This is a genomic window from Cobetia sp. cqz5-12, from assembly GCF_016495405.1.
GTDB lineage: Bacteria > Pseudomonadota > Gammaproteobacteria > Pseudomonadales > Halomonadaceae > Cobetia.
The window spans coordinates 536,550-563,000 of record NZ_CP044522.1 but is presented as its reverse complement, the minus strand read 5'-3'; the positions used below and the strand labels follow the sequence as shown (position 1 = coordinate 563,000).

16 protein-coding genes are annotated in these 26,451 nt (G+C 65.5%); 6 read left to right on the top strand and 10 right to left on the bottom strand.

All coding sequences use genetic code 11. From position 1 onward, the window contains the following. The first annotated feature begins 227 nt into the window (after positions 1 to 227). Positions 228 to 1,625 (top strand): peptide MFS transporter, encoded by a 1,398-nt coding sequence (locus F8A90_RS02440; RefSeq protein WP_200018792.1) that lies wholly within the window; start codon positions 228 to 230, stop codon positions 1,623 to 1,625. A 144-nt stretch (positions 1,626 to 1,769) separates the two neighbouring features. On the opposite strand, the gene F8A90_RS02435 is transcribed toward F8A90_RS02440, so the two are convergent. Then, the gene (locus F8A90_RS02435; protein ID WP_166019818.1) at positions 1,770 to 2,795 is read right to left on the bottom strand and encodes a succinylglutamate desuccinylase/aspartoacylase family protein; all 1,026 of its coding nucleotides are present in this window, start codon (positions 2,793 to 2,795) and stop codon (positions 1,770 to 1,772) included. A gap of 257 nt (positions 2,796 to 3,052) precedes the next feature. Between F8A90_RS02435 and F8A90_RS02430 the strand changes: the two genes are divergently transcribed. The 4 genes from F8A90_RS02430 to F8A90_RS02415 all read left to right on the top strand — a co-directional run bounded on the left by F8A90_RS02430 (position 3,053) and on the right by F8A90_RS02415 (position 5,527). Further along, positions 3,053 to 3,823: a sulfite exporter TauE/SafE family protein gene (locus F8A90_RS02430; protein WP_233593414.1), complete on the top strand. Its 771-nt coding sequence runs from the start codon at positions 3,053 to 3,055 to the stop codon at positions 3,821 to 3,823. A gap of 114 nt (positions 3,824 to 3,937) precedes the next feature. Further along, positions 3,938 to 4,279, top strand: a complete 342-nt coding sequence (locus F8A90_RS02425) for a DOPA 4,5-dioxygenase family protein (protein WP_200018790.1) — start codon at positions 3,938 to 3,940, stop codon at positions 4,277 to 4,279. A 73-nt stretch (positions 4,280 to 4,352) separates the two neighbouring features. Continuing rightward, positions 4,353 to 4,844 carry a CreA family protein gene (locus F8A90_RS02420; protein WP_107335524.1) on the top strand — a complete coding sequence of 164 codons (492 nt, stop codon included), beginning with the start codon at positions 4,353 to 4,355 and terminating at the stop codon, positions 4,842 to 4,844. A gap of 191 nt (positions 4,845 to 5,035) precedes the next feature. Next, positions 5,036 to 5,527, top strand: a complete 492-nt coding sequence (locus tag F8A90_RS02415; protein ID WP_200018788.1) for a pyridoxamine 5'-phosphate oxidase family protein — start codon at positions 5,036 to 5,038, stop codon at positions 5,525 to 5,527. A 179-nt stretch (positions 5,528 to 5,706) separates the two neighbouring features. Here the strand turns inward: F8A90_RS02415 and adhP are convergent, their stop codons facing one another. Beyond that, complete coding sequence (gene adhP, locus F8A90_RS02410; RefSeq protein ID WP_200018787.1) at positions 5,707 to 6,735, bottom strand: alcohol dehydrogenase AdhP; 1,029 nt, start codon at positions 6,733 to 6,735, stop codon at positions 5,707 to 5,709. 305 nt (positions 6,736 to 7,040) lie between these two features. After that, entirely contained in the window at positions 7,041 to 8,561 is a 1,521-nt protein-coding gene (exaC, locus tag F8A90_RS02405) for an acetaldehyde dehydrogenase ExaC (protein WP_200018785.1), read from the bottom strand. A 455-nt stretch (positions 8,562 to 9,016) separates the two neighbouring features. On the opposite strand from exaC, the gene F8A90_RS02400 reads away from it, so the two are divergent. Next, positions 9,017 to 9,808 (top strand): response regulator, encoded by a 792-nt coding sequence (locus F8A90_RS02400; RefSeq protein WP_200018783.1) that lies wholly within the window; start codon positions 9,017 to 9,019, stop codon positions 9,806 to 9,808. Positions 9,809 to 9,875: 67 nt separating this feature from the next. On the opposite strand, the gene F8A90_RS02395 is transcribed toward F8A90_RS02400, so the two are convergent. From F8A90_RS02395 to F8A90_RS02365, 7 genes are all read right to left on the bottom strand, one after another. Beyond that, a complete protein-coding gene (locus F8A90_RS02395; RefSeq protein WP_233593413.1) occupies positions 9,876 to 11,192 on the bottom strand; it encodes an Nramp family divalent metal transporter in 1,317 nt (438 codons plus the stop codon). 225 nt (positions 11,193 to 11,417) lie between these two features. Further along, on the bottom strand, positions 11,418 to 12,848 hold the full coding sequence (locus F8A90_RS02390; RefSeq protein ID WP_200018781.1) for an ATP-binding response regulator: 1,431 nt from the start codon (positions 12,846 to 12,848) through the stop codon (positions 11,418 to 11,420). Further along, a complete protein-coding gene (gene nosP / locus F8A90_RS02385) occupies positions 12,838 to 14,028 on the bottom strand; it encodes a nitric oxide-sensing protein NosP (protein ID WP_200019844.1) in 1,191 nt (396 codons plus the stop codon). Before nosP ends, F8A90_RS02390 begins: the two co-directional genes overlap by 11 nt. Positions 14,029 to 14,145: 117 nt before the next feature. Next, positions 14,146 to 16,308, bottom strand: coding sequence for an exodeoxyribonuclease V subunit alpha (gene recD, locus F8A90_RS02380; protein WP_200018779.1), 2,163 nt, complete (start codon positions 16,306 to 16,308; stop codon positions 14,146 to 14,148). After that, positions 16,301 to 20,605 carry an exodeoxyribonuclease V subunit beta gene (recB, locus tag F8A90_RS02375; protein ID WP_200018777.1) on the bottom strand — a complete coding sequence of 1,435 codons (4,305 nt, stop codon included), beginning with the start codon at positions 20,603 to 20,605 and terminating at the stop codon, positions 16,301 to 16,303. Before recB ends, recD begins: the two co-directional genes overlap by 8 nt. Then, positions 20,602 to 24,681, bottom strand: coding sequence for an exodeoxyribonuclease V subunit gamma (locus F8A90_RS02370; RefSeq protein ID WP_200018775.1), 4,080 nt, complete (start codon positions 24,679 to 24,681; stop codon positions 20,602 to 20,604). Before F8A90_RS02370 ends, recB begins: the two co-directional genes overlap by 4 nt. A 205-nt stretch (positions 24,682 to 24,886) precedes the next feature. Further along, positions 24,887 to 26,224: an MFS transporter gene (locus tag F8A90_RS02365; RefSeq protein WP_200018773.1), complete on the bottom strand. Its 1,338-nt coding sequence runs from the start codon at positions 26,222 to 26,224 to the stop codon at positions 24,887 to 24,889. Positions 26,225 to 26,451: the final 227 nt, after the last annotated feature.

Below are 26,451 nucleotides of genomic sequence, written 5' to 3'. Positions count from 1 at the left end.
ATGACTTTCGTTTGATTGTCCGACAAAGCCATCTCGCGCAGAATGGCTGACCATACGGACAACAACAGGTCTCGACATCGTCACGTCATGCTCGCGTGATGTCAGCCCATACAACTGCTCCGTCATCGGCGATTCCTCCACAGTCCTCCTCTGCAGACCTGTGGGCCGGTCCATGCAGTCCCGTCATCCGGGCTGCGCTGCTTCTGCTGACACTTCCTCGAGGTTCCATGTCCACACACTCCCCTACCGGAGCCAACAGCCGTGAGCTGTTCGGGCATCCGGCCGGACTCTATCTGCTGTTCTCCACGGAACTGTGGGAACGCTTCTCCTATTACGCCATGCGCGCCCTGCTGGTGCTCTATCTCACCGATGCCGTCACCAGTGGCGGTCTGGGCTGGAATCAGGGCGATGCCCTGCAGCTGTACGGCATCTTCACGGGGCTGGTGTACATCACGCCGATGTTCGGCGGAGCGCTGGCCGACAACTGGCTGGGTGCCCGCCGTGCGATCCTGATCGGGGGGCTGATCATGGCGGCCGGGCAATTCGTGCTCGCCGTGCCGCCGGCCATGAGCGGCCTCAACCCCGAGATGCTGCTGTATATCGGCCTCGGCCTGCTGATCGTCGGCAACGGCCTGTTCAAGCCCAACATCTCCACGATGGTCGGTGACCTCTATCAACAGGGCGATCACCGCCGCGATGGCGCCTTCACCATCTTCTACATGGGCATCAACATCGGTGCGCTGCTGTCAGGCATCGTCGCGGGCTCCATGGCCGAAGGCTATGGCTGGAACGCCGGCTTCCTGGTCGCCGGTATCGGCATGCTGCTGGCGGTCGCCATCCAGCTGATCTTCGCGCCGCGCCATCTGGGTGACCTGGGGGTCGAACCCAGTGCCCGCCGTGAGGCACGCCTGAGCAAGAGCAGCAACCGCAAGACACCGCTGAGCCGCGAAGAGCGTGACCGCATCAAGGTCATCATGGTGCTTGGGCTGTTCACCATCCTGTTCTGGGCCGGTTTCGAGCAGGGCGGCGGCCTGATGGCGCTGTATGCGCAGGACTATACCGACCGCATGCTGATGGGCTTTGAAGTGCCGGCGGCCTGGTTCCAGTCGCTCAATCCGCTGTTCATCATCCTGCTCTCGCCGCTGCTGGCGGGTCTGTGGACACGCATGGACAACCGCGAGCCCAGCTCGCCGGTCAAGTTCGCCTTCGGCCTGATCGCCCTCGGCATCGGCTTCGTGTGCATGATCGGCGCGGTGCTGGAGCAGAAAGCCGCAGGCAGTGCCTCGATGATCTGGCTGGTCGGCGCCTTCTTCTTCCATACCCTCGGCGAGCTGTGCCTGTCGCCGGTGGGGCTGTCGATGGTCACCAAGCTGTCACCGGTGCGCATGGGCGCGCTGATGATGGGCGCCTGGTTCGCCTTCGTGGCGCTGGCCAACTACCTGGCCGGGATGATCGGCTCGCTGGTCGGCGAAGCCGGTGCCATGAGCGTGTTCGGCGGCATCGCCATCACCGGCGTGCTCGGCGGCCTGCTGTTGCTGGTGTTCGCCGGCAAGCTGGTGGACTGGATGCACGGCGCGGAAGCGCGCCATGACGGCCCGCTCGAGACCCAGACCAGCCATGGCTGATCTCGCAGTCGTCGTCATCTTCACTGCCGACGACGACACGACAGGCTGCTGCAACAACGCAAACGCCCCGCTCATTGAGCGGGGCGTTTGCGTTTTCACCACCAGCAACAGGGCCATGAAGTGGCCTGAAGTGAAACAAGTCGCCTAGATGGAATCCGGCACGAACAGCTGCTGGAAGTTGTCGACGGCGCTCTCGGCATCGTCGATCGCATGGAAGCGCGCCACGTGATAGAGCGCCTCGCCCTCGTTGGCCAGCGGCAGATTGGCCATGCCGATGATGATGCCATCCGCGGGCGACAGCACCTCGCTTTCGCTGTTGCCGAAGGGGTCGGCGACGATGCCCAGCACCTGATGCTTCTCGACACGGTCGCCCAGGCCGACACGGCTCTGGACGATGCCATCGATGGAGGCACGCGCCCAGCTGGAGCCGTTGGACATCTCCACCGCGCGTGAGCTGGGCTTGCGGTCGCGGTCCTTGGCCAGCATGCCGATGGCGCGCATCACGCGCTTCACGCCGCTGACGCCCGGGCGAATCGCCCACTCATCGAAGCGCAGCGCCTCACCGGCCTCATAGGTGATGACCGGTACGCCGCGCTCGCTGGCATAGGCGCGCAGACTGCCCTCGCGCAGCTCGGCATTCAGCAGCACCGGCGCACCGAAGGCATCCGCCATCTGACGCGTGGCATCGCTGCCGCTCATGGTGGCGCGAATCTGCGGCAGGTTGGTGCGGTGAATCGCACCGGTGTGCAGGTCGATGATGTGGGTGGCCTGATCGGCGATCTGCTCACGGAACAGCGCCGCCACCCGCGAGCCCAGCGAGCCGCTCTCGCTGCCCGGGAAGCAGCGATTGAGGTCACGGCGGTCCGGCAGATAGCGAGTGTGCTGCACGAAGCCGAAGACGTTGACGATGGGCACCGCGATCAGGGTGCCGCGCAGCCGCGAAAGGCTGGAACTCTTGAGCAGCCGCCGCACGATCTCGACACCGTTGATCTCGTCACCGTGGATGGCACCGCATACCAGCAGCACCGGGCCGGGCTGACGGCCATGCACCACCTCGACGGGGATATGCAGCGGCGCATGAGTGTAGAGCTTGGCGACAGGCACATCGACCTGGGCCCGCGTTCCCGGCGCGATGCGGGTACCGCTGATTTCAAATGGAGCGCGTGACATCGCCACCTCAGAGATTGTTCGACCAACGAGCGACAGGCATTGCGACAACGCCTGCCAGACCGGGCTGCCCACCCAGTGTCTCGAAAGAAAACACTGTGCGACATGCGCCTTTTAGCGCATTGGTGCGCCAAGGGAAAGACTTCATTGCAGCGTGTCGGGATGAAGACCGGCCGGATTTGTTCAACAATGGCATGATGCCGAGGGTGTGACGACACCTGACCCCGTCATGTCCTGACTGCCACTGACAAGAGTTGCCCGTGACCGATCTTCTCGACTCCCTGCTGACACTGCCTGATTACTCCGCGCTGGCATGGAGCGCGATCATCTTCTCCACCTACCTGACCGGCATCTCCAAGGGTGGCTTCGCCGGCGGGTTCGGGTCACTCTCGGTCCCGCTGATGGCGCTGGCCATCGGGCCGCTGGAAGCCGCCGGTATCCTGCTGCCGCTGCTGATCGTGATGGACTTTCTCAGTGCCCGTGCCTGGTGGGGCAAGCAGCTGTGGTCGGAGGTGCGCATCATCCTGCCCAGCGCCGCCATCGGCATCGCGGTGGGCGTGGTGCTGTTCGATGAGCTGGACGAGAACATGATTCGCGGCCTGCTGGGCGTCATCTCGCTGCTGTTCGCCGCCTACATGCTGTTCAAACCGACAGCCAGGAAGCCGCTGCCGCGCTGGCTGGCCGTTCCTGCCGGGGCCACCGCCGGTTTCACCAGCTTCTTCGCTCACGCCGGCGCCCCGCCCTACAACCTGTACATGATTCCGCGCCAGCACCCCAAGGAGACCTTCATCGCCACCACGGTGATCATCTTCGCGGGCATGAACCTGATGAAACTGGGCCCTTACGTGGCGCTGGGCGAGATCAACCTCACCAGCCTCTCCACCTCGCTGCTGCTGGTGCCGGTGGCCTGGGCAGGCGTCAGAAGTGGTCTGTGGCTGCAATCCCGCGTCAACGAGACGCTGTTCTTCCGCCTGATCATCCTCGCGATGGCGCTGGTGGGCGTGCAGCTGATCTACAAGGCCTGGGGCTAGGAACCGCAAGGCTCATCACACCCTGACGACCACTGCTGCCAGCCTTCGATAACTCCCGCCACGACCCTTGAGGCCGAGCGCTGGAGCCCCCTTGAGAACGATCGAGACAACGCCATGACAAGCCACATCAGCTACTACCATGCACATCTCTACTACGCCGATGAGCAGGGGTTAGCCGCCGCTCGCGAGCTGGCGGACCAGGCCGAACGGCAGTTTCCGCTGCGGGTCGGTCGCTTCCATGAGAAGCAAGTGGGCCCGCACCCACTGTGGAGCTGCCAGCTGTCATTTGCCCCGGAAGACTTCGGCCGCATCATCCCGTGGCTGGCGCTCAATCGCGGCTCACTGGATATCTTCGTTCATGTCGGCACCGGCGATGACTTCTTCGATCACACCCAGGGCGTGATGTGGCTGGGCAACTCGCATCCGCTGAATCTGGCAGCCTTCAACAAGGATTGACGCCCGGACATCGCCTGACACGCTATCATCGCCTTGCCGCCTTCGCCTTACCCACTGACTCAAGGATGACCCCATGACTCGACTGCGTCGCCTATCCCCTCGTGCTGCCCTGCTGGGTGTGATGGCCTCAGGCCTGCTGCTGGCCGGCTGTGATGACAACGAGGTCGGGGATGTCTCGCTGGGCCTGTTCACCACCAAGGACATCAAGATCGAGAGCCTGATCGACCCCAAGGTGCCGGGCGTGACCTGCCACCTGAGCAACATCGAGGCGGACCTCGACTTCTCCGATCCCTCCGACATGAGCATCGCCTGCCGCCAGACCGGCCCGATCACGGCGGAGATGATCGCCGACATCGACACTTCCAAGAGTGGCGAGGAGGTCTATCGCAAATCCAAGAGCGTGCTGCTCAAGAGCCTCAAGATCCGGCGCATTCTGGATCGCGACTCCCAGAGCCTGCTCTACATCGCCTACAGCACCAAGGAAACCAGCGGCAGCTTCAAGCATGCGCTGAGCAGCGTGCCGCTGTGGGGCAGCGACGCCTGGCAGGCACCGGCAGCGCAGTGAGGCGCCCGGGCGCCTGAATCAAGCCCCGATTGATCGAGCGCTGACTCATCAAGCACTGACTCAACAAGCCCTGACTCATCAAGCGAAAGCTTCACCATCATCCCTTGAAGTTGTGGGGTGTCGCTCCAAGGTCTTGATCAACGGCTAGCCAGTCGGATTTTCATTCGCATGACGCAAAGGAGTGACACACGATGTCGAGCCCGGAGCACAAGCAGAAGATCTGGAAGCTGATCAAGGATGTGAAGGTCGGCATGTTGGTGACGCAAGGCGACGGCATGCCCCACGCCCGCCCGATGCATCTAGTACAGGATGACTACGATGGCACCCTGTGGTTCTTCACCCGCGCCAGCGCAGAGAAGGTGTTTGAAGCCAGGAAGGACAGCGAGGTCTGCCTGAGCTTTTCCGATCAGGATGATGGCGTCTACGTGTCGCTGAGCGGTCATGCCAACCTGCACCGCGACCAGGGCCTGATCGACAAGTTCTGGAATCCGTTCGTGGCCGCCTGGTTCCCGGAAGGCAAGGATGACCCCGATGTCACCCTGCTGGAGATCAAGGTGCAATCCGGCGAACACTGGAAGGCCAAGGAGAGTAAGGCGTATCAACTCTATGAGATTGCGCGCGCCAACCTCGACAAGGACCACACCCCGGACATGGGCGAGAACGAGAAATTCGGCACGGTGTAAGCAGAAATCCGAGCTCGTCATGGAGAGCTCTTCTAGTGCTCGCGTGACGCTTCACGCACACGGCCATGCCAGACATGACAACGCCAGCCCGAGGGCTGGCGTTGTCATGTCTGGAGTCCTGCCGATTCCTGCAGGCCTGTCGTCGGTGGAGAGGGGTCAAGTTCTGGACAGCGAACGCCTCAGGCCTTCATGTCGAGCACGATGCGCCCCTCGATCTTGCCGTCGATCATGCGTCCGAAGATGTCGTTGATGTCCTCGAGCCTGCCGGTCTGCACGGTGGCGGCGACCTTGCCTTCCGCGGCGAAGTCCAGCGCCTCCTGCAGGTCCTGACGCGTGCCGACGATGGAGCCACGTACCGTGATGCCATTGAGCACGGTGGAGAAGATCGGCAGCGGGAAGTCACCCGGTGGCAGGCCGTTGAGCACCAGGGTACCGCCACGGCGCAGCATGTTCTGGGCCTGATCGAAGGCCTTCGGTGATACCGCCGTCACCAGCGCGCCGTGCGCGCCGCCGATCTCGCGCTTGATGACGGCTGCCGGATCTTCCTTCATGGCATTGACGGTCACGGTCGCGCCCAGACGGCGGGCCAGTTCCAGCTTGGCATCATCCACATCCACCGCCGCCACGTTCAGGCCCATGGCGCGCGCATACTGCACCGCCATGTGGCCCAGGCCGCCGATGCCCGAGATCACCACCCACTGTCCGGGACGGGTGTCGGTCATCTTGAGCCCCTTGTAGACCGTGACCCCGGCACACAGCACCGGCGCGATCTCCACGAAGCCCACGCTGTCCGGCAGACGCCCGACGTAGCCGGCGTCCGCCAGCGTGAACTGGGCAAAGCCGCCATTCACCGAGTAGCCGGTATTCTGCTGGCTCTCGCACAGCGTCTCCCACCCCCCCAGGCAATGCTCGCAGTGGCCGCAGGCCGAGTAGAGCCAGGGCACCCCGACCCGGTCGCCTTCCTTGACGTGAGTCACACCCTCGCCCACCGCCGCGATGGTACCGACGCCCTCATGGCCGGGAATGAACGGCGGGTTGGGTTTCACCGGCCAGTCGCCATGCGCGGCGTGCAGGTCGGTATGACAGACCCCGGAGGCGGCGACCTCGACCAGAATCTCGCCACGCCCCGGGCGCGGCACCGTGACTTCCTCGATCACCAGCGGTGCACCGAATTCACGTACCACGGCGGCTTTCATGCTGTTATCCATGATGGACTCCTCATTCATTGTCAAAATGACGAATTCGATGTCGAAAGACGAATTCATTGTCGAAAGACGAACCTTGGAAAGGCGAGCCAGAGATCAGGCAGAGGGAACGTTACTGCCCGGGCGTGAGCGAGAGGTCATGCTCGTGCCCCAGGGGATTGCCTCTCCATTGAAACCAGACGCAGCGCTCCCTGCCCTGCGCCAGATCAAGCAATCGGATCTGGCGCGGGCATTGAGGTCATGTGTCAAGAAGACGATGCGAGTGGTGGGTTCAGCGCCGCCAGCCTCGGCGGCACTGCCTGACAGGCCTAGAAGAAGCCGAGCGGATTGATGTCGTAGCTGACCAGCAGGTTCTTGGTCTGCTGGTAATGCTCCAGTGCCATCTTGTGGGTCTCGCGACCGACACCGGATTTCTTGTAGCCACCGAAGGCGGCATGGGCGGGATACTGGTGGTAGCAGTTGGTCCACACGCGACCGGCCTGGATGCCGCGGCCCATGCGGAAGGCGACGTTCATGTCGCGGCTCCACACCCCGGCGCCGAGACCGAATTCGGTGTCATTGGCGATGGCCAGCGCCTCGGCCTCGTCACGGAAGGTGGTGACGGCGACCACCGGCCCGAAGATTTCCTCCTGGAAGACGCGCATGGCGTTGTTGCCCTTGAGCAAAGTCGGCTGGATGTAATAGCCGTTGGCCAGCTCGTTCTCCAGCTGCTCGCTGCTGCCGCCGGTGAGCACCTCGGCGCCTTCCTCGCGGGCGACATCCATGTAGGACATGATCTTGTCGAACTGCTCGCGGGAGGCCTGGGCGCCGACCTGTACGTCGGTGTCCAGCGGGTTGCCGCGCTTGATGGTCTTCACGCGCTCCATCACCCGGGCCATGAAGTCGTCGTAGATGCTTTCCTGGATCAGGGCGCGCGATGGGCAGGTGCACACCTCGCCCTGATTGAAGAACGCCAGCACCAGGCCTTCGGCGGCCTTGTCGATGAACTCGGGTTCGGCATTCATGATGTCGGCGAAGTAGATGTTGGGCGACTTGCCGCCCAGCTCCACCGTGGAGGGGATGATGCTGTCGGCGGCGCACTTGAGAATGTGCGAGCCCACGGGAGTGGAGCCGGTGAAGGCGATCTTGGCGATGCGCTTGCTGGTGGCCAGCGCCTGGCCGGCCTCGGCCCCGTAGCCGTTGACGATATTGAGCACGCCCGCCGGCAGCAGGTCATTGATCAGCTCCGCCAGCACCAGGATCGAGGCCGGGGTCTGCTCCGCCGGCTTGAGCACCACGCAGTTGCCCGCCGCCAGCGCCGGGCCCAGCTTCCAGGCCGCCATCAGGATCGGGAAGTTCCACGGGATGATCTGTCCCACCACGCCCAATGGCTCATGAAAGTGATAGGAGACGGTATTGGCATCGATGTCCGCCGCGGTGCCTTCCTGGGAGCGCAGGCAACCGGCGAAGTAGCGGAAGTGATCCGCCGCCAGCGGGATATCGGCGTTCAGCGTCTCGCGCACCGCCTTGCCGTTATCCCAGGTCTCCGCGACCGCCAGCATCTCGAGGTTCTGCTCGATGCGATCCGCGATCCTGAGCAGGATATTGGAACGCTCCTGCACCGAGGTCTTGCCCCAGGCGGGGGCTGCCTTGTGGGCGGCGTCCAGCGCAAGGTCGATATCTTCCGCACTCGAGCGCGGGATACGGCAGAACACCTCGCCCGTCACCGGGCTGACATTGTCGAAATATTCCCCCTTCACCGGCTCGACGAAACGCCCGCCGATATAGTTGCCGTAGATGTCCTTGAACGTGACCAGCGCATCGGCGCTGCCCGGAGAGGCGTAGATCATGGCGAACTCCTGTGGGGTCGGATTCACGAGTGGCGTTCGTGATCGACGACCTGTTGTTGTCGGTAACCTGAACAGGAGGTGGCGCTCCTGTCCATCGCCTGACCGTCAATGACTGCATCAATGGTTGCATCAATGACTGCTTGATCAGACGACTCTCACAGTCTTGTTCACTCACGCCGATCCCGACATGCGCCCATGGGCGGAAATCGTCTCATCCCTTGGGAGGAGAAAAGGGAGAAACCCGGCAGGCAAGAAAGATGGGAAAGGCAGACAGAGGAGGAAAGAAAAGACAGGCCATACCGCGAAGGCCGCAAGGTACGACACCACGCCATGACGTTATGCTCAGGGTAGCTATTGTCAGCAAGGTCATGATCAGGATAGCTATTGTCAGCAAGGTCATGACCTGGAACGTCATGACCAGAACATCGCCCGCCAACGACCGGCCAGGAGCCTCCATGCACCGTCTGCTGATCGCGGATGACCATCCGCTGTTCCGTGATGCCATCAGTCGCACCCTGAGTCTGGCCGTCGCTGACGGCTCTACGCCAGAATACGAGCTGCTGCAGGCCGCCAGCCTCGCTCAGGCCCTCAGTCTCATCGAGTCACACGCTGATAGCCTCGACCTGCTGCTGCTGGATCTCGACCTGCCCGACAGCCACGGACTGGAAGGACTGGCACGCCTGCGTGCGGAAGCGGACTGGCTGCCGGTGGCGATTCTCTCCGCCCACGAGGCGCGCGAGACGGTACTCGAGGCACTGGCGCTGGGCGCAGTGGGGTATCTGTCCAAGTCGAGCCCGGCAGACGTCCTGCGCGAGGCCCTCGCGCGCATGCTGGCCGGGGAGGTCTATGTGCCTGCCCAGCTGATGCGCGCTGCGCCACGTGCAGCGCCGCTCTCGGCATCCTCTGCATCAGCATCATCGGTACCAGTGCCACCGCCAGCGCCTCAACCGGCGCCGAGCCTCAGCGAGGCGGAATTCGCGCGGCGCTGGCAGACCCTCACCACCAAGCAGCGCGGCGTGCTGGAGCGCATGGTGCTGGGCGAGTCCAACAAGATGATCGCCTGGCAGCTGGGCGTGGCGGAGACCACCGTCAAGTCACATGTCTCCGCTATCCTGCACAAGCTGGGGGTCGCCAGCCGGGTGCAGGCGATCCTGCTGGCCAGCCACGCCCTGCCTGCCATGTCAGGCCCGAGTGAGACCTCCGCCGCCCCACGACGCGAAACGCCCCGATCCAGCGCTCATGAATGAGGCGCGAACCGGGGCGTTGACCCTCAAGTGTCGAAGCAGAGTGACTCTTCCTACATCAGCTCCCTTCCTACATCAGCTCCCCGACCAGCACATAGCCATTGAGCAGGATGATGATCGCTGCCACCAGCATGCCGATGGCCGTCACCCAGTGACGATTGACCAGATCGCCCATCAGGCGGCGATTGGCGGTGAACATCAGAAGCGGCACCAGCGCGAAGGGAATCCCGAAGCTCAGTACCACCTGACTTGCCACCAGCACCTGCTGCTCCGGCAGCTCCATCAGGATGATGGCGATGGCCGGTGCCATGGTGATCACGCGACGCAGCCACATCGGAATGCGGAAATTGACGAAGCCCTGCATCACCACCTGACCGGACAGGGTGCCGACGATGGAGGAGGACAGCCCTGCCAGCAGCAGCGTGAAGCCGAAGATAAGGCTCGCCGCATCCTGACCCATCAGCGGTGACAGCAGCTTGTAGCTCTCGGTGATGGAGGCCACGCCGGTCTCGCCGTTGCCGTGGAAGACCTTGGCGGCCAGCACCAGCATCGCCATGTTGATCAAGCCGGCCAGCGCCATGCCGATGATGACATCCAGCCGGTAGTAGCCCATCACGCGACGGCGCTGACCGCTGTCACGCACCCGGATGCGATTCTGGGACAGCGCGGAATGCAGGTAGATGACGTGGGGCATCACGGTGGCACCGAGGATACCGGCCGCCAGGAAGATGGCATGGCTATCGGGGAAGTTCGGCGTCAACAGGCCATAGATGATCGGTTCCACCGGCGGACGGCTGAGCACGATCTCGAGCAGGAAGCCGGCCGAGACCGCCAGGATCATCGCGCCGATGATCATCTCCATCATGCGGAAGCCGAAGCGCTGCATCACCAGCACGGCATAGGTGATGGCGCCAGTCAGCAGCGCCCCTTCCAGCATGCTGAGCCCGAACAGCAGATTGAAGGCCAGCGCCGCGCCGAGGAATTCGGCCAGATCGGTGGCGATGGCGACGATCTCCGCCTGCACCCAGAAGGCCCACACCACCGGACGCGGGAAGCGCTCACGGATGACCTCGGCCAGATTCTTGCCGGTGGCCAGCCCCAGCCGCGCGGACAGGGTCTGGATCAGCATCGCCATCAGATTGGCCCACAGCACCACCCACAACAGGGCGTAGCCATAACGGGAGCCGGCCTCGATGTTGGTCGCGAAGTTGCCGGGATCGATATAGGCGACGGCGGCGATCATCGCCGGGCCCAGGAAAGGCAGGACACGACGCAGGCGGCCTGCAAGCTGAATGGGGGATGCGGTGCGCACACCACCGGCAGAGGAGGCTTCGCCTTCACTGCCAAGCGACATGCTGGCGGCATGACGTACGGATTTATCGGACATGATATTCAGCATGGGGGGAAAACCTGCCAGATCAATGGCCCGCGAACAGAAGAATGACGAGGCGGGACGCTATGATGTGAGCATACACACTAAATACGATCAATTCTCATTAGAATTTACCGCGACCCCTGATAGCCTTCTTCAATTCTGCACATTGCCCCAATGCCCCGATTCTCCTGTTTCCGAATGCCGATAGCTCAGCGAAGAAAGTTGAGCGACAAAAACTCAGCGATGATTGACCAACAGCTGACGCAGACGCAACGGCTTGACTGGCTTGAGCAGGAACCCGAAGCCCAGCGCGCGTGCCCTGGCCTTGAGCGGTGCCGAGTGGTCCGCGCTGATCACCACCACCGGCAGGCCCGGCCAACGCTCACGTAGCCGCAACGCCTGCGCCAGGCCATCGGGCTGCCCATCACCCAGTTGATGATCGACGATCAAGACCTGCGGCGCGGCCAGCGCCTGCTGCAGCAGCACTTCGGCATCACCGGCGCAGTGGACGCTCGCGCCCCACCCCTCCAGCAAGGAGCGCATGCCGGCGCAGACATCCTCGTCATCCTCGATCACCCAGATAACGGTATCGAGCAGCGGTGGCGCCAGCGGTGACGCGCAGGGCTGTCCAGGGGATGAAGCGTCAGCCGCAGCCATCACCACATTGGCAGGCTGTCGAATCGGCACGCGCACCGCGAAGGCGGCGCCGCGCCCCGGGGTGCTGGTCAGCGACAGGGGATGCTCAAGCAGGCCAGTGATGCGCTTGACGATCGCCAGACCCAGCCCGAGGCCGCGCTGCTCGTTGTCCTGGCGCGGCGCCAAGCGCCGGAACTCCTGGAAGACCACCTCCCGCTGATGCTCGGCGATACCGGGGCCGTTGTCGGCCACGGTAATCTCCAGCCAGTCACCGCGGCGTCGACACCCCAGCAGCACGCGTCCGCGCGTCGAGCCATCCGGCACATGACGCAGCGCATTGCTCAGGAAATTACGTATCACGCGCGCCAGCAGCTGCAGGTCCGACTCGACGCTCAGGTGACTGGCCACGTAATGCAGCTCGAGCCCACGGGCAGCGCCCAGCTGGCGGTATTCCTCGGCGAGCACATCCAGCAGCTCCCGCACCGGGAAGACGGCGACATCCGCCGTCAGCACGCCGGCATCCAGCCGCGAGATATCGACCAGGGTGCCCAGCAGACTCTCGACATCTGCCAGCGAGCGCCCCAACCGCGCCACCAGCTCCCCCGGCGAGGAGACACCCGACGTGGAATCATCCAGCGCCAGCCTCGCCAGTTGCTCTTCCAGGGCGCTGGCGAACAGCCGCGCCGCATTCAGGGGTTGCAGCAGATCATGGCTGATGGCGGCGAGAAAGCGGGTCTTGGAGTGATTGGCCGCCTCGGCGGCGGCCTTGGCGGCGGTGAGGCGTCGATTGAGCGCCCCCAGTTCATCGAGGGTGCGGTGCAGGGCATCGGTGCGCTCGCGTACCTGATCCGCCAGCAGGACGGCGTGCTCGAAGGCGGCGTAGGGCCCGCTCGGCGAGGGGCTGCTGGATTCGACCCGCTCGATCAGGGCAGCGTTGATCTTCTCCAGCTGGCGATTGCGCGCCTTGAGGGCGGCGAGTTCAGCGCTCAGGCCGTCCTTTCGGGAATCTGTCAGCGGCGTATCAGGCGCCATCCTGCCCTCCCGTGCCATCGGCTGCGAGGCGGCGCTGGCCGATCACCACGCCGGTGAAGGTCTGGTTGATGTGCATGCCGTGATGCTGCTCACCGTAGGTATTGAAGCCGATCACCTGATGACGCCTGAGAAGACGCGAGGCCTCATCCTCCAGCCCCAGCGCCTCGATCTCCATGCGCCGCAGGAAGCAGTCACAGCCGATGGTCAGCGCGGGCGGCCCCAGTCGCGCCTCCACCTCGGCCAGTCGCTGCTCGAGCTGCGCGAGAATCGGCGTGGCCTGCATGGCGGTGAGCACGATGCCGGTCTCCACCGCACAGTAGAAACTCAGGCTGGCATCGGCATTCACGCGCTGGATGGAACGCACGTAATGCGCCTCACCGATGCGCACCGCCAGCGGACAACGCGCGAAGACTGCCTCCTCCAGCGCTTCGGGCGCAACGCCTGCCAGCCTGGCGTACTCCTCGGCGGCGGGCTCGGCATTCAGCTCCAGCACGCGGCGTGAATCACGCTCCACCGCCGTCACCACCAGCTTGTCGGCCAGCGGTGTGAGGTGATGGGTGCTGATGACCTCGAACGGCAGCCGCGTGTTGACCACCACCACGACCGCCGCCTGATCATGGAAGACGCCATCGGCGTAGACATAGGTGTGCGACAGACGATTGTCATCCCCGGCGGAGCCACCGAAGGCGGGAATGCTGCCCAGCGCCGCATCCAGCGTCGCCAGTACCTGCTCCTCACTGCTCGAGAGGCCGTCGAGCAACGTCAGCGCGAAGCTGTTACCCATCACCGGTGCCACGGCCTGTTCGCGACAGCGCGCCAGCAGCTCGTCACTCAGCGCCTGGGCGCGCGGAAGATCAAAACCGCTCAGATCATCGATCAGCACCTGCGCCAGCGCAAAGTCACTGTGCGCCAGGCCGATGGCAGTGATGGAGCCGCGCGCATAGCCCTCGGGCGTGATCTCGCCGGCGGTGGTACAGCCGCTCACCGCTACCTCACCGAAGGTGGCGGCCAGCGCCTGGCCCAGTGCCGCCAGCGGATAATCCGCCGAGCAGAAGAACAGCACCCCGCCAAGCCGCTCACGACTTCCCAGCCCATGATCAAGCGTTCGGGCAAGCTCAGCCACCGCCGCCTGCGGATCCTTGAGCTGACTGGCCGCCGTGGCCAGTGGCACGGCATCCATCTCGCTCTGCGGCTGCGCCCTTCCCCTCACGCGACTGCTGACGTCCGTCATGTCCCCTCCTCCTCTCGAGCGAAGCGGGGCCAGACCTGACCTGACGATCATCCGTCGGCGTCCGGTCTAAAGCACCAGCCCGCTGGCTCTCACCACGCGTCGTTCAATGGCGCCTTCCAGCGTCTCGCGGCGGGTGCCCGCCAGCGTGACCCGCGACTTGGCCCGCGTGATGCCGGTGTAGACCAGCTCGCGGGTCAGAATCGGGTTGGCGCCCTCAGGCAACACGAATACCACATGGCGGAACTCGGAACCCTGCGACTTGTGGACCGTCATCGCAAAGACCGTCTCCACCGCCTCGAGGCGTGACGGCAACACCGCGCGCACGCCACGGTGGAAGCGCTGGATGTCGGTGTCCTGCGCCTCGCGCTCGCCGTCTAACACCGCCTCTTCCTCGACCGGGAAGAACACGCGCAGGCGTCCCCCGGCGGCGGGGTCCGGCAGGGTGATGCCGACATCGCCGTTGTAGAGCCCCAGCGCGCGATCATTGCGCGTCACCATCACCGGACGCCCGGCGTACCAGCCGCGTTCCTCGGCGATCAGGCCACGGCGCATCAGCACCCGCGCCACCCGCTGGTTGAGGCCATCGACGCCGTAGGGGCCACGGCGCAGCGCGCACAGCAGCTGGAACTCGAGCAGCAGATCGATCACCTCACGCGCCGGACGTCGCTCACGCACGGCCTCCAGCGCCGGGCGGTAGCCGTTGACTACCAGCTTCTCGAGATCGCGGTCCTCCGGGCCACTGAGCTTGAGCCAGGCGATATCGCTGTAGCCTGTCTTCCAGGCGGCGCGCAGCGCCTGACGATCCCCCGCGTTGCTGGCACGTGCCAAGGCGCCGATACCACTGTCGGCAGAGAAGCGATAACTCTTCTGCAGCACCACCACATGATCGGCGAGTCGGCCGCGCGTCGCTGAGGTTTCCTCCAGGTCCTGGCCATCAGGCGCGGCGATGGCCTGCTCCAGCGTCTCGCCGGTCAGGCGGGTGAGATCGTCACACAGCGCCGGTGAGTAGCGCGGCGGCAGCGCATGCTCACAGAGATCGCCCAGCACGGCGCCGGCTTCCACCGAGGCCAGCTGGTCCTTGTCGCCGAGCAGAATCAGGCGGGCGTGGGCAGGCAGCGCGCCGAGCAGTGCCGCCATCAGGTCGAGATCGACCATCGAGGCTTCATCTACCACCAGCAGATCCAGCGCCAGCGGGTTGCCAGCGTGATGGCGGAAGTGGCGCGAATCCGGACGCGCGCCCAGCAGGCGGTGCACGGTGCTTGCCTCACGCGGGATGGCCGCGCGCACCTCGTCTGGCACCTCGAGCTTCGCCACCGCGCCGCGGATCGACTCCGACAGCCGCGCCGCCGCCTTGCCGGTCGGGGCGACCAGTCGGATATCCAGCGCCCGCCGTTCATGCGGATGGCCTGTCTCATCGCTCCCGACACTGCCTACCACACCGCTCTCCACCTGCACACCGCCAGCTCCACCAGAGAGCGCCTGCGCCTGCAACAGTGCCAAGAGGCGCGTGACGGTGGTGGTCTTGCCGGTACCGGGACCGCCGGAGATCACCGTCAGGCGCTGACGCAGCGCCAGGGCGCAGGCCAGCTTCTGCCAGTCCGGCGCGCCGTGGGGGTCCGGCTGATTGCTGGCGAACAGCTCACGCAGGCGCTCGCCCAGCGCATCACTGACCCGCGTCTCGCCCTCCTCGCTCGGCCCCATCCGCGCACGCAGCCCTGCCGCGACTTCACGCTCGGCCTGCCAGTAACGGCGCAGATAGAGGCGCTCGCCCACCAGCACCAGCGGGCGCAGCGGCAGATGGCCTGCCGGGGAATCGGCCTGCGCCAGCACGCTGACCAGCCGCGATGCCGCCAGCTGCTCGGCCCAGCGGCCGGCATCGAGATCCGCCAGGAAGGCTTCCGGCAGGGTCACGCTGACCTCGGCAAGATGCGCCTCGGACTGCTCCAGCGGTGGCAGCGACAGGGTCGCGCGTGGCTCGGCCAGCGCCCGCGACAGCGACAGGCACACATGTCCGCGCCCCAGCTGGTGGCTGGCAAGCGCAGCCGCCAGCAGCACGCTGGCCGGGGCCTCCGGTACATGACGCGCCATGAAGCGCACCAGATGGGCATCGACTCGCCTGAGCCAGCCCAGCTCCACCCACAGGCCGAGCGTCGCGAGCAGGGTCTCGGCAGTCGGGGCGTCAGGGGCAGCGCTGTGCTGCTGCGTTTTCAAAGGCGTGGCGTCAGACATCGAAGGCCCCCTGCTGGCCGCTTTGCGTGAGTGGCGAGGTGTCGGTGGTGTGAAGGAGCAGGCTGTCCAATGCGGAGCTGTCACCGCCCAGCCAGAGATCCAGCGCCTCGATCAGCGCCTGTGATGGTCTGCGCTGGAAGACGCCGGGCGTCGCCACGCCGGGCGTCGCTGTCCCTTCAAGGGGCCGGCCGGACGTCGCTGTCTCTTCAAAGGGCTGGCCGGGCGTCGCCGTGGCTTCATCCACCGCAAGCGCGGGTGAATCACCGCCGGCATCCAGGCCACGCAGGAAGACATACAGCACCCCGCCCATGCAGCGCTCGTAATCGTAGTCCTCACCGAGGCGCGCCTTGAGCAGACGGTGCAGCGCGAGGGTATAAAGCACGTACTGCAGGTCGTAACGGTGCTCGACCATGGCGCGGGCCAGCGACTCGCCAAGATAATCCTCGGGGCGCTCGCCCAGATAGTTGGATTTCCAGTCCAGCACGTACCAGCGCCCGCCGGACTGGAAGGTCAGATCGATGAAGCCCTTGAGCATGCCGTGCATGCGGCGTGGCGCGAGCCTGGGCCGCGAGCGCGGCAACGGCTCCAGCGCGGTGACCACGGCATCCAGCGGCAGACTGCGCGCATGGACAGCGGGCAGCCAGAATTCCAGCTCCGGCAGCCAGGCCTCCAGCCGGTTGAGCAGGATAGGCTCGCCCTCGAAGCCCTGCAGCGGGCGGGTCAGCGCCTGCTCCAGCCAGTCGGTGAGGCGCGGTTGCCAGCTGGCATCGAAGCCACCGAAATGCAGCCGCGAGCCCACCAGCCGCTCAAGCTCGCCGCGATAGTCATCCGCGCCGAGACGATCGAGATCCACCGCCTCCAGCAGGCCGTGCAGGAAGGTCCCCGGGCGCGGTCCGCGCGGGAAGTCATGCAGGTGGATCTCGCCCACCGTCATCGGCAGTCCGCCAGCCAGCAGCGGGCCGGACTGGCCCGCCACCTCGCGGTCCGGGCGCGTCAGGCCCTGCTCGCCTTCTTCCAGCGCGATCTCGGTAGCGCCCTCGGGCACGCGGTCATCCGCGGCATCGGCGGTGTCTTCCAGTGCCGCCGTCACCTGACGGGCATCGGTGAGCAAGGCGGTGTAGGAGGCGATCCACCAGTCATCCTCGATGCCGCCCGCGAAGTGGCGCGCGCCGTGGAAGTGCTGATCGCGCTCCGCCGGGGGCTGATATTCATGGCCCGCTGGCGCGGGCAGGCCGGAAACGCGCGCCAGGCCGGCAGACTGCTGATCACACCAGCCGTGCAGCGCGGCCTCGATGGCGCTGGCCTCGATGTCCGGGGTATCACTCAGGCCGAGCAGGTAGCCGACAGCGGTGGACGGCAGGCTCAGCTGCTTGCTGAAACCGCCCTTGCCGATGGGCGCCAGTCCCAGCCAGCAGGCGAACTTGGGCCGTGTCAGCGCCACGTAGAGCAGACGCACATCTTCCATCAGGCGTGCATGGTCGGCCGCCGCGATGGCCTCCCTGGAGGGCTTCTTGACCAGGATGCTGTCATCGAGCGCGTCATTCTCCTGATCGACTCTCCGAGCAGACACTTCCTCGTTATCGTCTTCCTCGTCAGCGCCTCCTTGGTCATCACCTCCCACGTCAGCCGAAGCCAGCCAGCGCTGCTTGAGGGTTAGCAGGCCGAAATTCCTGTCCGGCTCGGCGGCGCGGAAGCTGGCCATGAATGGCAGCAGCACGATGGGATACTCAAGCCCCTTGGACTTGTGGATGGTGACGACGCGTACCAGCCCCTCATCACTTTCCAGTCGCTGACTGAGGCTGTCGCTGTCCAGCGCTTCATGGCCCGACTCCAGCGCCTGATGCCACCAGCGCAGCAGCGCCTGCTCGCCATCGAGGCGCTGGGCGGCATTCTGGGCCAGCTCGCCAAGGTGCAGCACGTCCGTCAGAGCGCGCTCACCCCCGGCGCGCGCCGCCAACCGCTCACCGACCCGGAAGTCACGCATCACGCCGCGCAGCATCGGCAGCACGCCGCGCCGCTGCCAGTCACGGTGATAGCCATCGAAGCGCTCGACCTCGCGCTCCCAGGCCAGCTCATCCACCGCGAGGCGCTCGACCAGCGAGAGGTCATCCGCCAACAGGCGCGTCGCCAGCGCCGCGCGCAGACGGCGGTCATCCCGCGGATGGGCCACGGCCTCGAACAACTGCAGCAACTCGAAGGCCTCCGGCGTATCGAACACCGAGCTCTTCTCGCTCAGATAGACGCTGCGGATACCGCCTTCGGCAAGCGCCCCACGCACCGCTGCAGCCTCGCGCCCATTGCGCACCAGCACCGCGATATCGCTGGCGGCCACGCCACGCGGCGTCGCATCCCCTTCATCCATGAACACCAACCCCGGCTCGCCCGCCGCCAGGCGTTGTTGGCCCTCAAGCAGTGTCTGGATCTGGGTGCGGCAGGCGCGACTCATGGCGCGACGGTGGTCATCGGCGCTCAGGCGCTCACCGCTGGCCCACCACAGATTCAGCGCACAGGCGGCCTCTTCGCGGCCATCCGGATGACGCAGCACCAGTCGAGTGCGCGTGCCCTGGGCCTCGACCGGCTGGAAGGGGATGTCCTCACTGCCGAAGGGCGCCTGATGCTGGGCGAACAGCGCATTCACCGCGGATACCATCGCGGCGCTGGAGCGGAAGTTGCGCGGCAGGGTGAAGCGCGAACTGGTGACCTTGCGCGCCGCCAGATAGGTGTCGATATCGGCGCCGCGGAAGGCATAGATGGCCTGCTTGGGATCACCGATCATCAACAGCGTGCTGGGCGCCTCGTCAGCATTGCCATTGACAGCATCACTGCTGAAGTCATCGTCGTCGGTCGGGCCATCGCCCGCGGTCTGCGGATAGATGCGCCGGAAGATGCGGTACTGGACCGGGTCGGTGTCCTGGAATTCGTCGATCATCGCCACCGGCAGCTCCTGACGAATCTGGCGCGCCAGACGCTGGCTGGCCTCACCATTGAGCGTCGGGTCCAGCGCGTGATCGAGATCATTGAGCAGGTCCGAGAATTCCCACAGCCCGAGGCGGCGCTTCTCACAGATCAGGGCGCGGGCGACGCTGTCACGCGCGTGCACGGCGACCTGATCCAGCAGCACGGCGTCCGGTGCCGGTACCTCGGCCAGCAGGTCCAGCGCCGCGAAGAAGGGGTGACGCGGCGTCTGGCAATTCTTCTTGGTGCCCTTCTCGAGCTTGGCCTGACTCAGCCAGCACAGCTTCTTGCTGTCGAGCATGTCGGCGGCGAAGTCGTGCTCGCCGCTGGCCAGCCAGGCGGCCGTCGCCGCCAGGCGAGGCTCGAGTTCGGCCTCCTTGTAGCTGTTGCCGTTGAGCGCCTTGCTGGCGAAGGCCTCGCTCATCACGTCGCGGATGGCCGGCTCATCGAAGCTTTCCTCGACGGCGCGACGGGCGGCCTCCTGTTGCTGACGCCACTGTTCGGCATTGCCGAGCAGCTCGCTCAGGTCATGCGGGGCCTCAAGACATTCACCGTCGCGATACAGCGGGCGTGGCGTGCCGTCACGCAACAGGCCGCGCAGCTCCTCTCCCAGTGCTTCCGGGCCGGCCCAGCGCCCACGGATCAAGGCCTGCCACTCGCGGGCCAGCGGATAGAACTCGCAGCGCCAGTAATCCTCGACGCAACGTGTCAGCAGTGACTGGCCGTCCTGTAGCAGCTCGGCACCGAAGCGTCCGCCGGCATCGAAGGCATGCCGACTGAGCATGCGCTGACAAAAGCCGTGGATGGTGAAGATGGCGGCGTCATCCATCAGGCGTGCGGCCTGATCGAGGCGCCGCGCCGCCGCGGCCTTGAGGCGCGATGCGTCCTCGGCAGGTGAGGGTGTCAGCAGCGGCGCGAGCAACTCGGCCAGCACCGGATCAGGACTGGCACGCTCCAGCAGCGCCTCACGCGCCTGCTTGAGGCGCGCACGAATGCGGTCACGCAGCTCTGCGGTGGCGGCTTCGGTGAAGGTCACCACCAGAATCTCCGGCGGCGTCAGCGGACGCGGATAGCTCACGCTGGCCGCCTGCCCGGACAAGGGCCCGAGCACCAGCCGCACGTAGAGCGCGGCGAGGGTGAAGGTCTTGCCGGTGCCGGCACTCGCCTCGATCAGATGCTGACCGAGCAGGGGCAGCGTCGGTATATCGAGGGCCTGGCCCTGCACGACTTGATCCATCTCGTCACTCATTGCCGCTTCCTTGTCCTGAGCGATGCCACTCCTCACGCCGCTCCTCAGGTCACTCTCCACACCGCGCATGCCTTCCATTCTGGTATCGCTCATGACTGCCCCTTCCCGGTGGCAAGCTCCACCGCGCGTTCGCCGAGAATGCCCTGTCGCACGCCGATCATGCTCTCGATCAACGGCTGGTAGAGCTGCACGCTGTTGAGCACGCCGCCGGCCTGTGCAAAGGCGTCAAACTCCGGCCACAGCTCGCCCAGCGCGCCTTCCTGACGCCTGAGCGCCTGGGGGCCCTTGAAGATGTCTTCGCTGAAGCGGGTTTCCATGGCGCGCGACAGGCTGTCAGCAAGCCAGGGCTTGTGAATGGCGGCCAGCGCCGTCTCAAGGGTTGGCGTGCCGTCAGCGGCCTGCGCCTTGAGTGCGCCGAACAAGGCATTGCGATCCTCCTCGCCCACCACTTCCCAGAGGGTGGTCGCTAGTTCCAGCGCGGCGGCCAGCGGCGCCTGCCAGCCCCGGGCATACGCCTTGACGAGATGGCGCAGCGCGGCCTCGGCCTGCTCGATGCGCAGCGCGGGGAACAGCAGCCAGCGGTCCTCGAACACCGCCAGCCACTGATAGCCTTCACGACGCGTGCCCTGATTACCCGCCACTTCCCCGAGGCCGGGACGCGCGTTGGCCATCAGCCAGTCGAGATAGCCGGCCAGCAGGCGATGCGGCTTGCCGAGCTTCTTGTAGCGCCCTTCCTTGCCGGGCTTGAGGGTGCCGAAGTGGGTCGCCTCCAGCGTGGCCAGCAGGCGGCTCTCGCCCTCGGCGTCATCGCGCAGCTGCTGACGGCTGATCAGACGCGTGGTGAGCGTCACCCGCAAGGGCTTGCCGCCCTCATCCTGCATCACCAGCGGTACCTCGAGGGTGCGCGGCGGCAGCGAGATGGCATCGCTGAGCTGGTCACGCCAGCTGGCCAACTGCTGGTCGAGACGCTTGAGGCGCGGTTCGATCAAGGCATCGGCAAAGCCCAGCGCCGGCAGCCGCCCGGCCCGGCGCAGACGTTCGGCGGCCAGCGGCAGTGACTGCCCGGCAAGCGCGGCATCCAGCAGCTCGCGGGTCAGGGTGAAGTTCTCCAGCCCATCGGGGGCGAAGGGTTCGTTGTCCTCATCCGGCACCTCGGCATCGCGGAAGCGTACGCCGACGCGGTCCAGCCCCAGCTGCCAGGGGCGACGCAGAAAGCGCGCCAGTGAGTCCGCGCCGAGGCGCAGATGGGACTCCGGCGCCTGCTCCACCAGCTGCCTCAAGGCAGTCGCTGCCGCCGCTTTTACCTGACTGGCATTGCTTGGGTTTTCCTGAAGTGTTTCAGTCACTTGAGCCTGCCCCGCCGCGCGATACAGGCTCGACCAGCTGGCGTCATAGCTGAACAGATCGACGGACGCCGCCTGGCAGGCATGGAAGTAGCGCCGCGAGAAGGGTTGCAATGGATGCTCGGTGATCAGGCGCTCGCGCAGGGCAGCTTCGCGAGAGACACTCGGTGCCTCGGCATGCGTCTCGGGAGTCCAGCCCAGCTCGATGTAATCAAGCAATTCCCCGACCAGCACCGAGGGCGGTCGCTCGCCGTTGTCGCGTTGGTCACGCCCGACCCACGAGATCGACAGGCGATCCCGCGCCGCCAGCAGCGCTTCCAGGAACAGGTAGCGATCATCGTCGCGCCGTGAGCGGTCGCCCGCCTGCGGGCGGCTGGCCATCAGGTCGAAATCCTGCGGCATGCGCACCCGCGGGTAGTCGCCATCGTTCATGCCCAGCAGGTGCACTTCGCGGAAGGGAATCGCACGCATCGGCATCAGGGTGGCGAAGTTGACCCGCCCGGCGAGGAAGCGCTGGGCGAGACCGCCGCTGTCCAGCTCGCCACGCAGCGCCTCGCGCACCACCTTGAGCGACAGGCAGCCCTCGAAACCGGCCTGCTGCCAGCCCTTGTCGAGGCGCGAGAGCGCCGCCTGTAGGCGTGCCAGAATGTCGAATTCCTCGGCACTGTCCGGGCTGAGACTCTCCTCCCACAATCGCTGAAGCGTAGTCGCCCAGTCCGCTGGCGTACGCGAGGTGTCCAGCCAGCGGCGCCAGCGATCCAGGCTCTCGATCAGCTCGCCGACCTTGCCTGCCAGTTCGGCCTCGAGACCGGCCACTTCATCGAAGGGCACCACGCCGTCGAAGCTCAGGCCGTTCATGTCGACAAGGCCGTCCATCAGATCATTTATCTGGCCGTCGCTATGCCCCTCACCCAGCTCACCATAAGTCGGAGCGCCAGCCGTCGGGGAGCCGACCGCCGGGGCGCCGGCCGCCGGGGTGCCGGTGGCGTAGCCCAGCAGCATACGCTCGAGCCCGAAGCGCCAGCTGTTCTCGTCGAGAGGCATAAAGCCGAGCTGCTCACGGTGCTCACCGGAGAGCCCCCAGCGCACGCCGCTGTCGGCCAGCCAGCGTCGCAGGCGCTCGAGCTCGCCCTCCTCGATGGCGAAGCGACGCCGGAAGGCGGCGACATCCAGTGCATCCAGCACCTCGCTGACACCGAGGCGGCGCTCCGGCAGCTCCAGCAGCATCAAGACCAGTCCGAGCAGCGGATTGGCCTGACTGGCCACCCGGTCGGCGATGGTGAAGGGAATATGGCGCGGATTGCCCGGCGGCAGCTGACCAAAGACCGCCTCGATATAGGGAGCATATCGGTCGATATCCGGCACCATCACCAGGATGTCGCGCGGCCGCAGCGGCTCGCCTTCACCACGTTTCTCGGCGTCATGGGCCCGCTCGAAGGCCGCCAGCAGGCGGTCATGGAGAATCTCGACCTCGCGCAGCGCCGAGTGGGCGCTGACCAGGCTGATGGAGTCGTCATCGGCCGCGAGCACCCGCGGACTGCCCTCGGCTAGGGCACGCTCGCCGGGGTGGACCAGCTCGAGTATCTCGTCCTGGATCTGCTGCAGCAGTGGCGCCTGCTCGGGTGGCGTGTCCTCGCTGATGCGCGGTACGAAGACGTCCAGCTCGAGATCGAAGCCGCTGTCGCGCCCCGACAGCGCACTCTCGAATTCATACAGGCTGACGATGAAGTCACGCCCCTGTGCGCCAAGCCCTGCCAGCAGCGGGTTGGCCTTGAGGTGCAACTCCTCCTCCGCCAGCCCGATCAGAGCCGGTGCCTCGGGGTGACGGGCACGCTGTTGCGCGAGGCGCTCGCTGTCCATGCGCTGGCTGTCGGCTCGCGAACTACGCCGCACGGCCTCGCGGTCGGAGACGATATCGCCCCAGTAATGGCGGCAGGGATTGGTGATCATCAGGTAGATGTCCATCACCCCGGACAGCGCATGCAGCGCATCCAGCGTCTGGCCCGGCAACGCCGAGATACCGAACACGAACAGCCGTGGCGGCAGCGGGTGACGGCGTGTCGAGGGCAGTGTCTCCAGCGCGCGCGCCGCCGCGACGAAGCGACCATGCAGGGCGGCGCGGTGATGCTGGCGGCTGCTGGATGGCGCATCGGCCAGTACCGCTCGCCACAGTGCCGGCTGCCACTGCTGACTGTCCGGCAGGTTGTCGGGCAGCAGATTGGCCGGCAGCTCGCTTGCGGCCTGCTGGCGCGCGAAGGCATCCCGGAAGTTGTCGTCTTCAAGCCCGCTCTCCCAACTGCGCACCCACTCGGGGCGATAGTTGAGGTACTGATCGAACAGATCCGCCAGCTGGCAGGCCAGCTGCCACTGCTGACGTTCGGCCTCGGGGCCTTCGGGCATCGCTGGCAATGCGTCCTCACCGACCGCCTCGATCAACTGGCCACGCTCGTCGCGACACAGGTAATCCCTGAGCGGCGCATAGCATTCCGCCTGGGATTCATCGGCCAGCAGCCCCGGCAGCAGGCGCAACAGACGCCAGGCAAGCGGACCCTTGTCGAAGGGCGACAGCTCCGGAATCTCGTCGCCCAGCACGCCACCCAATACCCCGCGATAGGCACGCCACACGAAACTTGAGGGCAGTGGGAAATCCACCGAGGCGGCGATGCCATCGGCCTCGGCCAATGACAATCTCAGCCACTGGGCCATGCCGTTGGACTGGACGAGGAAGGTTTCCGGCACCAGCGGAGGCTGAGGCGCGGCCTTGATCACCTTGAGGGCCAGATCGCGCAGGTCCTCGAGGTGATTGGCGTGAAGAACGGTAAACATGCGGGCATCCTGCTGGGAGTGACAACTCGGCCATCGTGGCCGTGGCAAGCCGCTGCGCGGAAGAGACAATGAATGGCTCTATCCTAGCGTCGCCGTGGCGCCGGCCCAAACGAAAAACGCGCACCACCCTGAGGGTGATGCGCGTTTTCAGGCAGAGGCAGGCCACAAGGGCCTGCCTCTCATCCTGCGATGCCGGATACGCTGATCAGATGATGCGCATCAGTTCGCGGCCGCGCGGGCTGATCGCCAGCCACAGGCCGAGCACCACGCCCATCAGTGACAGCGCCGCCACGTACCAGGTGGGCGACAGCGGCGAGACGGTCATCATCAGCGAGACCAGAATCGGCGTGAAGCCACCGAAGATGGCGTAGGCGACATTGTAGGAGAACGACAGGCCGGTGAAACGCACCGCCGGCGGGAAGCCGCGGATCGCGATGCTCGGCACCGCGCCGACGATGCCGACGCTGAAGCCGGTCAGGCAATAGAGCGGCACCAGCAGGCTGGGGTCTGAGTGCATGGTGGCGAGGAAGACCCAGTAGGTGATGCCCAGCAGAGCGCTCCACAGCACCAGGGTGACGCCGGCGCCGATGCGATCGACCATGTAACCGGAGACGATGCAGCCGATGCACACCGCCACGATCGCCAGGCTGTTGGCGGAGAAGGCGGCGGCACGAGTCAGGCCCTCGAGCTCCGCGATCAGGCTCGGCGTCATCAGGATCACGACCACGATGGCGGCGGTCAGAATCCAGGTGACGGCCATCGCCACGGCAATCGCCGGACGCTGTTCACGCAGGATCATCTTCAAGGGCAGCTCGGCGGCCAGCGCCTTCTTCTGCTGCATCTCGGCGAATACCGGCGTCTCGTGCAACCAGCGACGCAGATAGACCGAGAACAGCCCGAACACGCCACCGATGATGAACGGAATCCGCCAGGCGAAATCACTGACCTCTTGCGGGGTATAGACACTGTTGATGGCGCTGGCCATCAGCGAGCCGAGCAGGATGCCGCCCACCAGCCCCATCGAGAGGGTGCCGCAGGCCAGGCCATTGTGACGCGGTGATACGTGCTCGCTGACGAACACCCAGGCACCCGGCACCTCACCACCGACCGCCGCGCCCTGGAACAGGCGCAGGATGATCAGCAGCAGCGGCGCCCACATGCCGATGACGGCATAGGTCGGCAGCATGCCCATCAGCAGGGTCGGCAGCGACATCATGAAGATGGACAGCGTGAACATCTTCTTGCGGCCCAGCGTATCGCCGAAGTGGGCCATGATGATGCCACCCAGCGGGCGCGCCAGATAACCGGCGGCAAAGATGCCGAAGGTCTGCACCTGACGCAGCCACTCGGGAATGTCGGGCGGGAAGAACAGCTGACCGACGACGGTGGCGAAGAACACGAAGATGACGAAGTCATAGAACTCGAGGGCGCCGCCGAGAGCGGACAGACCGAGTACCTTGATGTCACCACGCTTGAGCGAATGTTCGTTGGGCAAATCGTGAGCAGCGGAGGCGGAGCCCGCTGCGGGGACGGAATCGTTCATGGATCTCTGTTTAGCGGGGGCTGGTGTCCAGCGATGGTCAAGGGTGATTCACGTGTCGCACATCTTGTCTTGGAGGCTTTCAGTCGGGGAGACATCATCCTGTCGAGAAACATCATCGAATCGAGAGACATCATCCAACCGAGAAACATCATCCATCACGGAGCGGAAATCGTGCTGATGATGACTGAAAGCACCGGGGTTGCCCCGGAGGCGTGGCGATCACGCGG

Bases quoted from the DNA above. Each gene is read 5' to 3' on its own strand.
- F8A90_RS02440 (WP_200018792.1), top strand. From the start codon at position 228: ATGTCCACACACTCCCCTACCGGAGCCAACAGCCGTGAGCTGTTCGGG.
- F8A90_RS02435 (WP_166019818.1), bottom strand. From the start codon at position 2,795: ATGTCACGCGCTCCATTTGAAATCAGCGGTACCCGCATCGCGCCGGGA.
- F8A90_RS02425 (WP_200018790.1), top strand. From the start codon at position 3,938: ATGACAAGCCACATCAGCTACTACCATGCACATCTCTACTACGCCGAT.
- F8A90_RS02420 (WP_107335524.1), top strand. From the start codon at position 4,353: ATGACTCGACTGCGTCGCCTATCCCCTCGTGCTGCCCTGCTGGGTGTG.
- F8A90_RS02415 (WP_200018788.1), top strand. From the start codon at position 5,036: ATGTCGAGCCCGGAGCACAAGCAGAAGATCTGGAAGCTGATCAAGGAT.
- adhP (WP_200018787.1), bottom strand. From the start codon at position 6,735: ATGGATAACAGCATGAAAGCCGCCGTGGTACGTGAATTCGGTGCACCG.
- exaC (WP_200018785.1), bottom strand. From the start codon at position 8,561: ATGATCTACGCCTCTCCGGGCAGCGCCGATGCGCTGGTCACGTTCAAG.
- F8A90_RS02400 (WP_200018783.1), top strand. From the start codon at position 9,017: ATGCACCGTCTGCTGATCGCGGATGACCATCCGCTGTTCCGTGATGCC.
- F8A90_RS02395 (WP_233593413.1), bottom strand. From the start codon at position 11,192: ATGTCCGATAAATCCGTACGTCATGCCGCCAGCATGTCGCTTGGCAGT.
- F8A90_RS02390 (WP_200018781.1), bottom strand. From the start codon at position 12,848: ATGGCGCCTGATACGCCGCTGACAGATTCCCGAAAGGACGGCCTGAGC.
- nosP (WP_200019844.1), bottom strand. From the start codon at position 14,028: ATGGATGCCGTGCCACTGGCCACGGCGGCCAGTCAGCTCAAGGATCCG.
- recD (WP_200018779.1), bottom strand. From the start codon at position 16,308: ATGTCTGACGCCACGCCTTTGAAAACGCAGCAGCACAGCGCTGCCCCT.
- recB (WP_200018777.1), bottom strand. From the start codon at position 20,605: ATGAGCGATACCAGAATGGAAGGCATGCGCGGTGTGGAGAGTGACCTG.
- F8A90_RS02370 (WP_200018775.1), bottom strand. From the start codon at position 24,681: ATGTTTACCGTTCTTCACGCCAATCACCTCGAGGACCTGCGCGATCTG.
- F8A90_RS02365 (WP_200018773.1), bottom strand. From the start codon at position 26,224: ATGAACGATTCCGTCCCCGCAGCGGGCTCCGCCTCCGCTGCTCACGAT.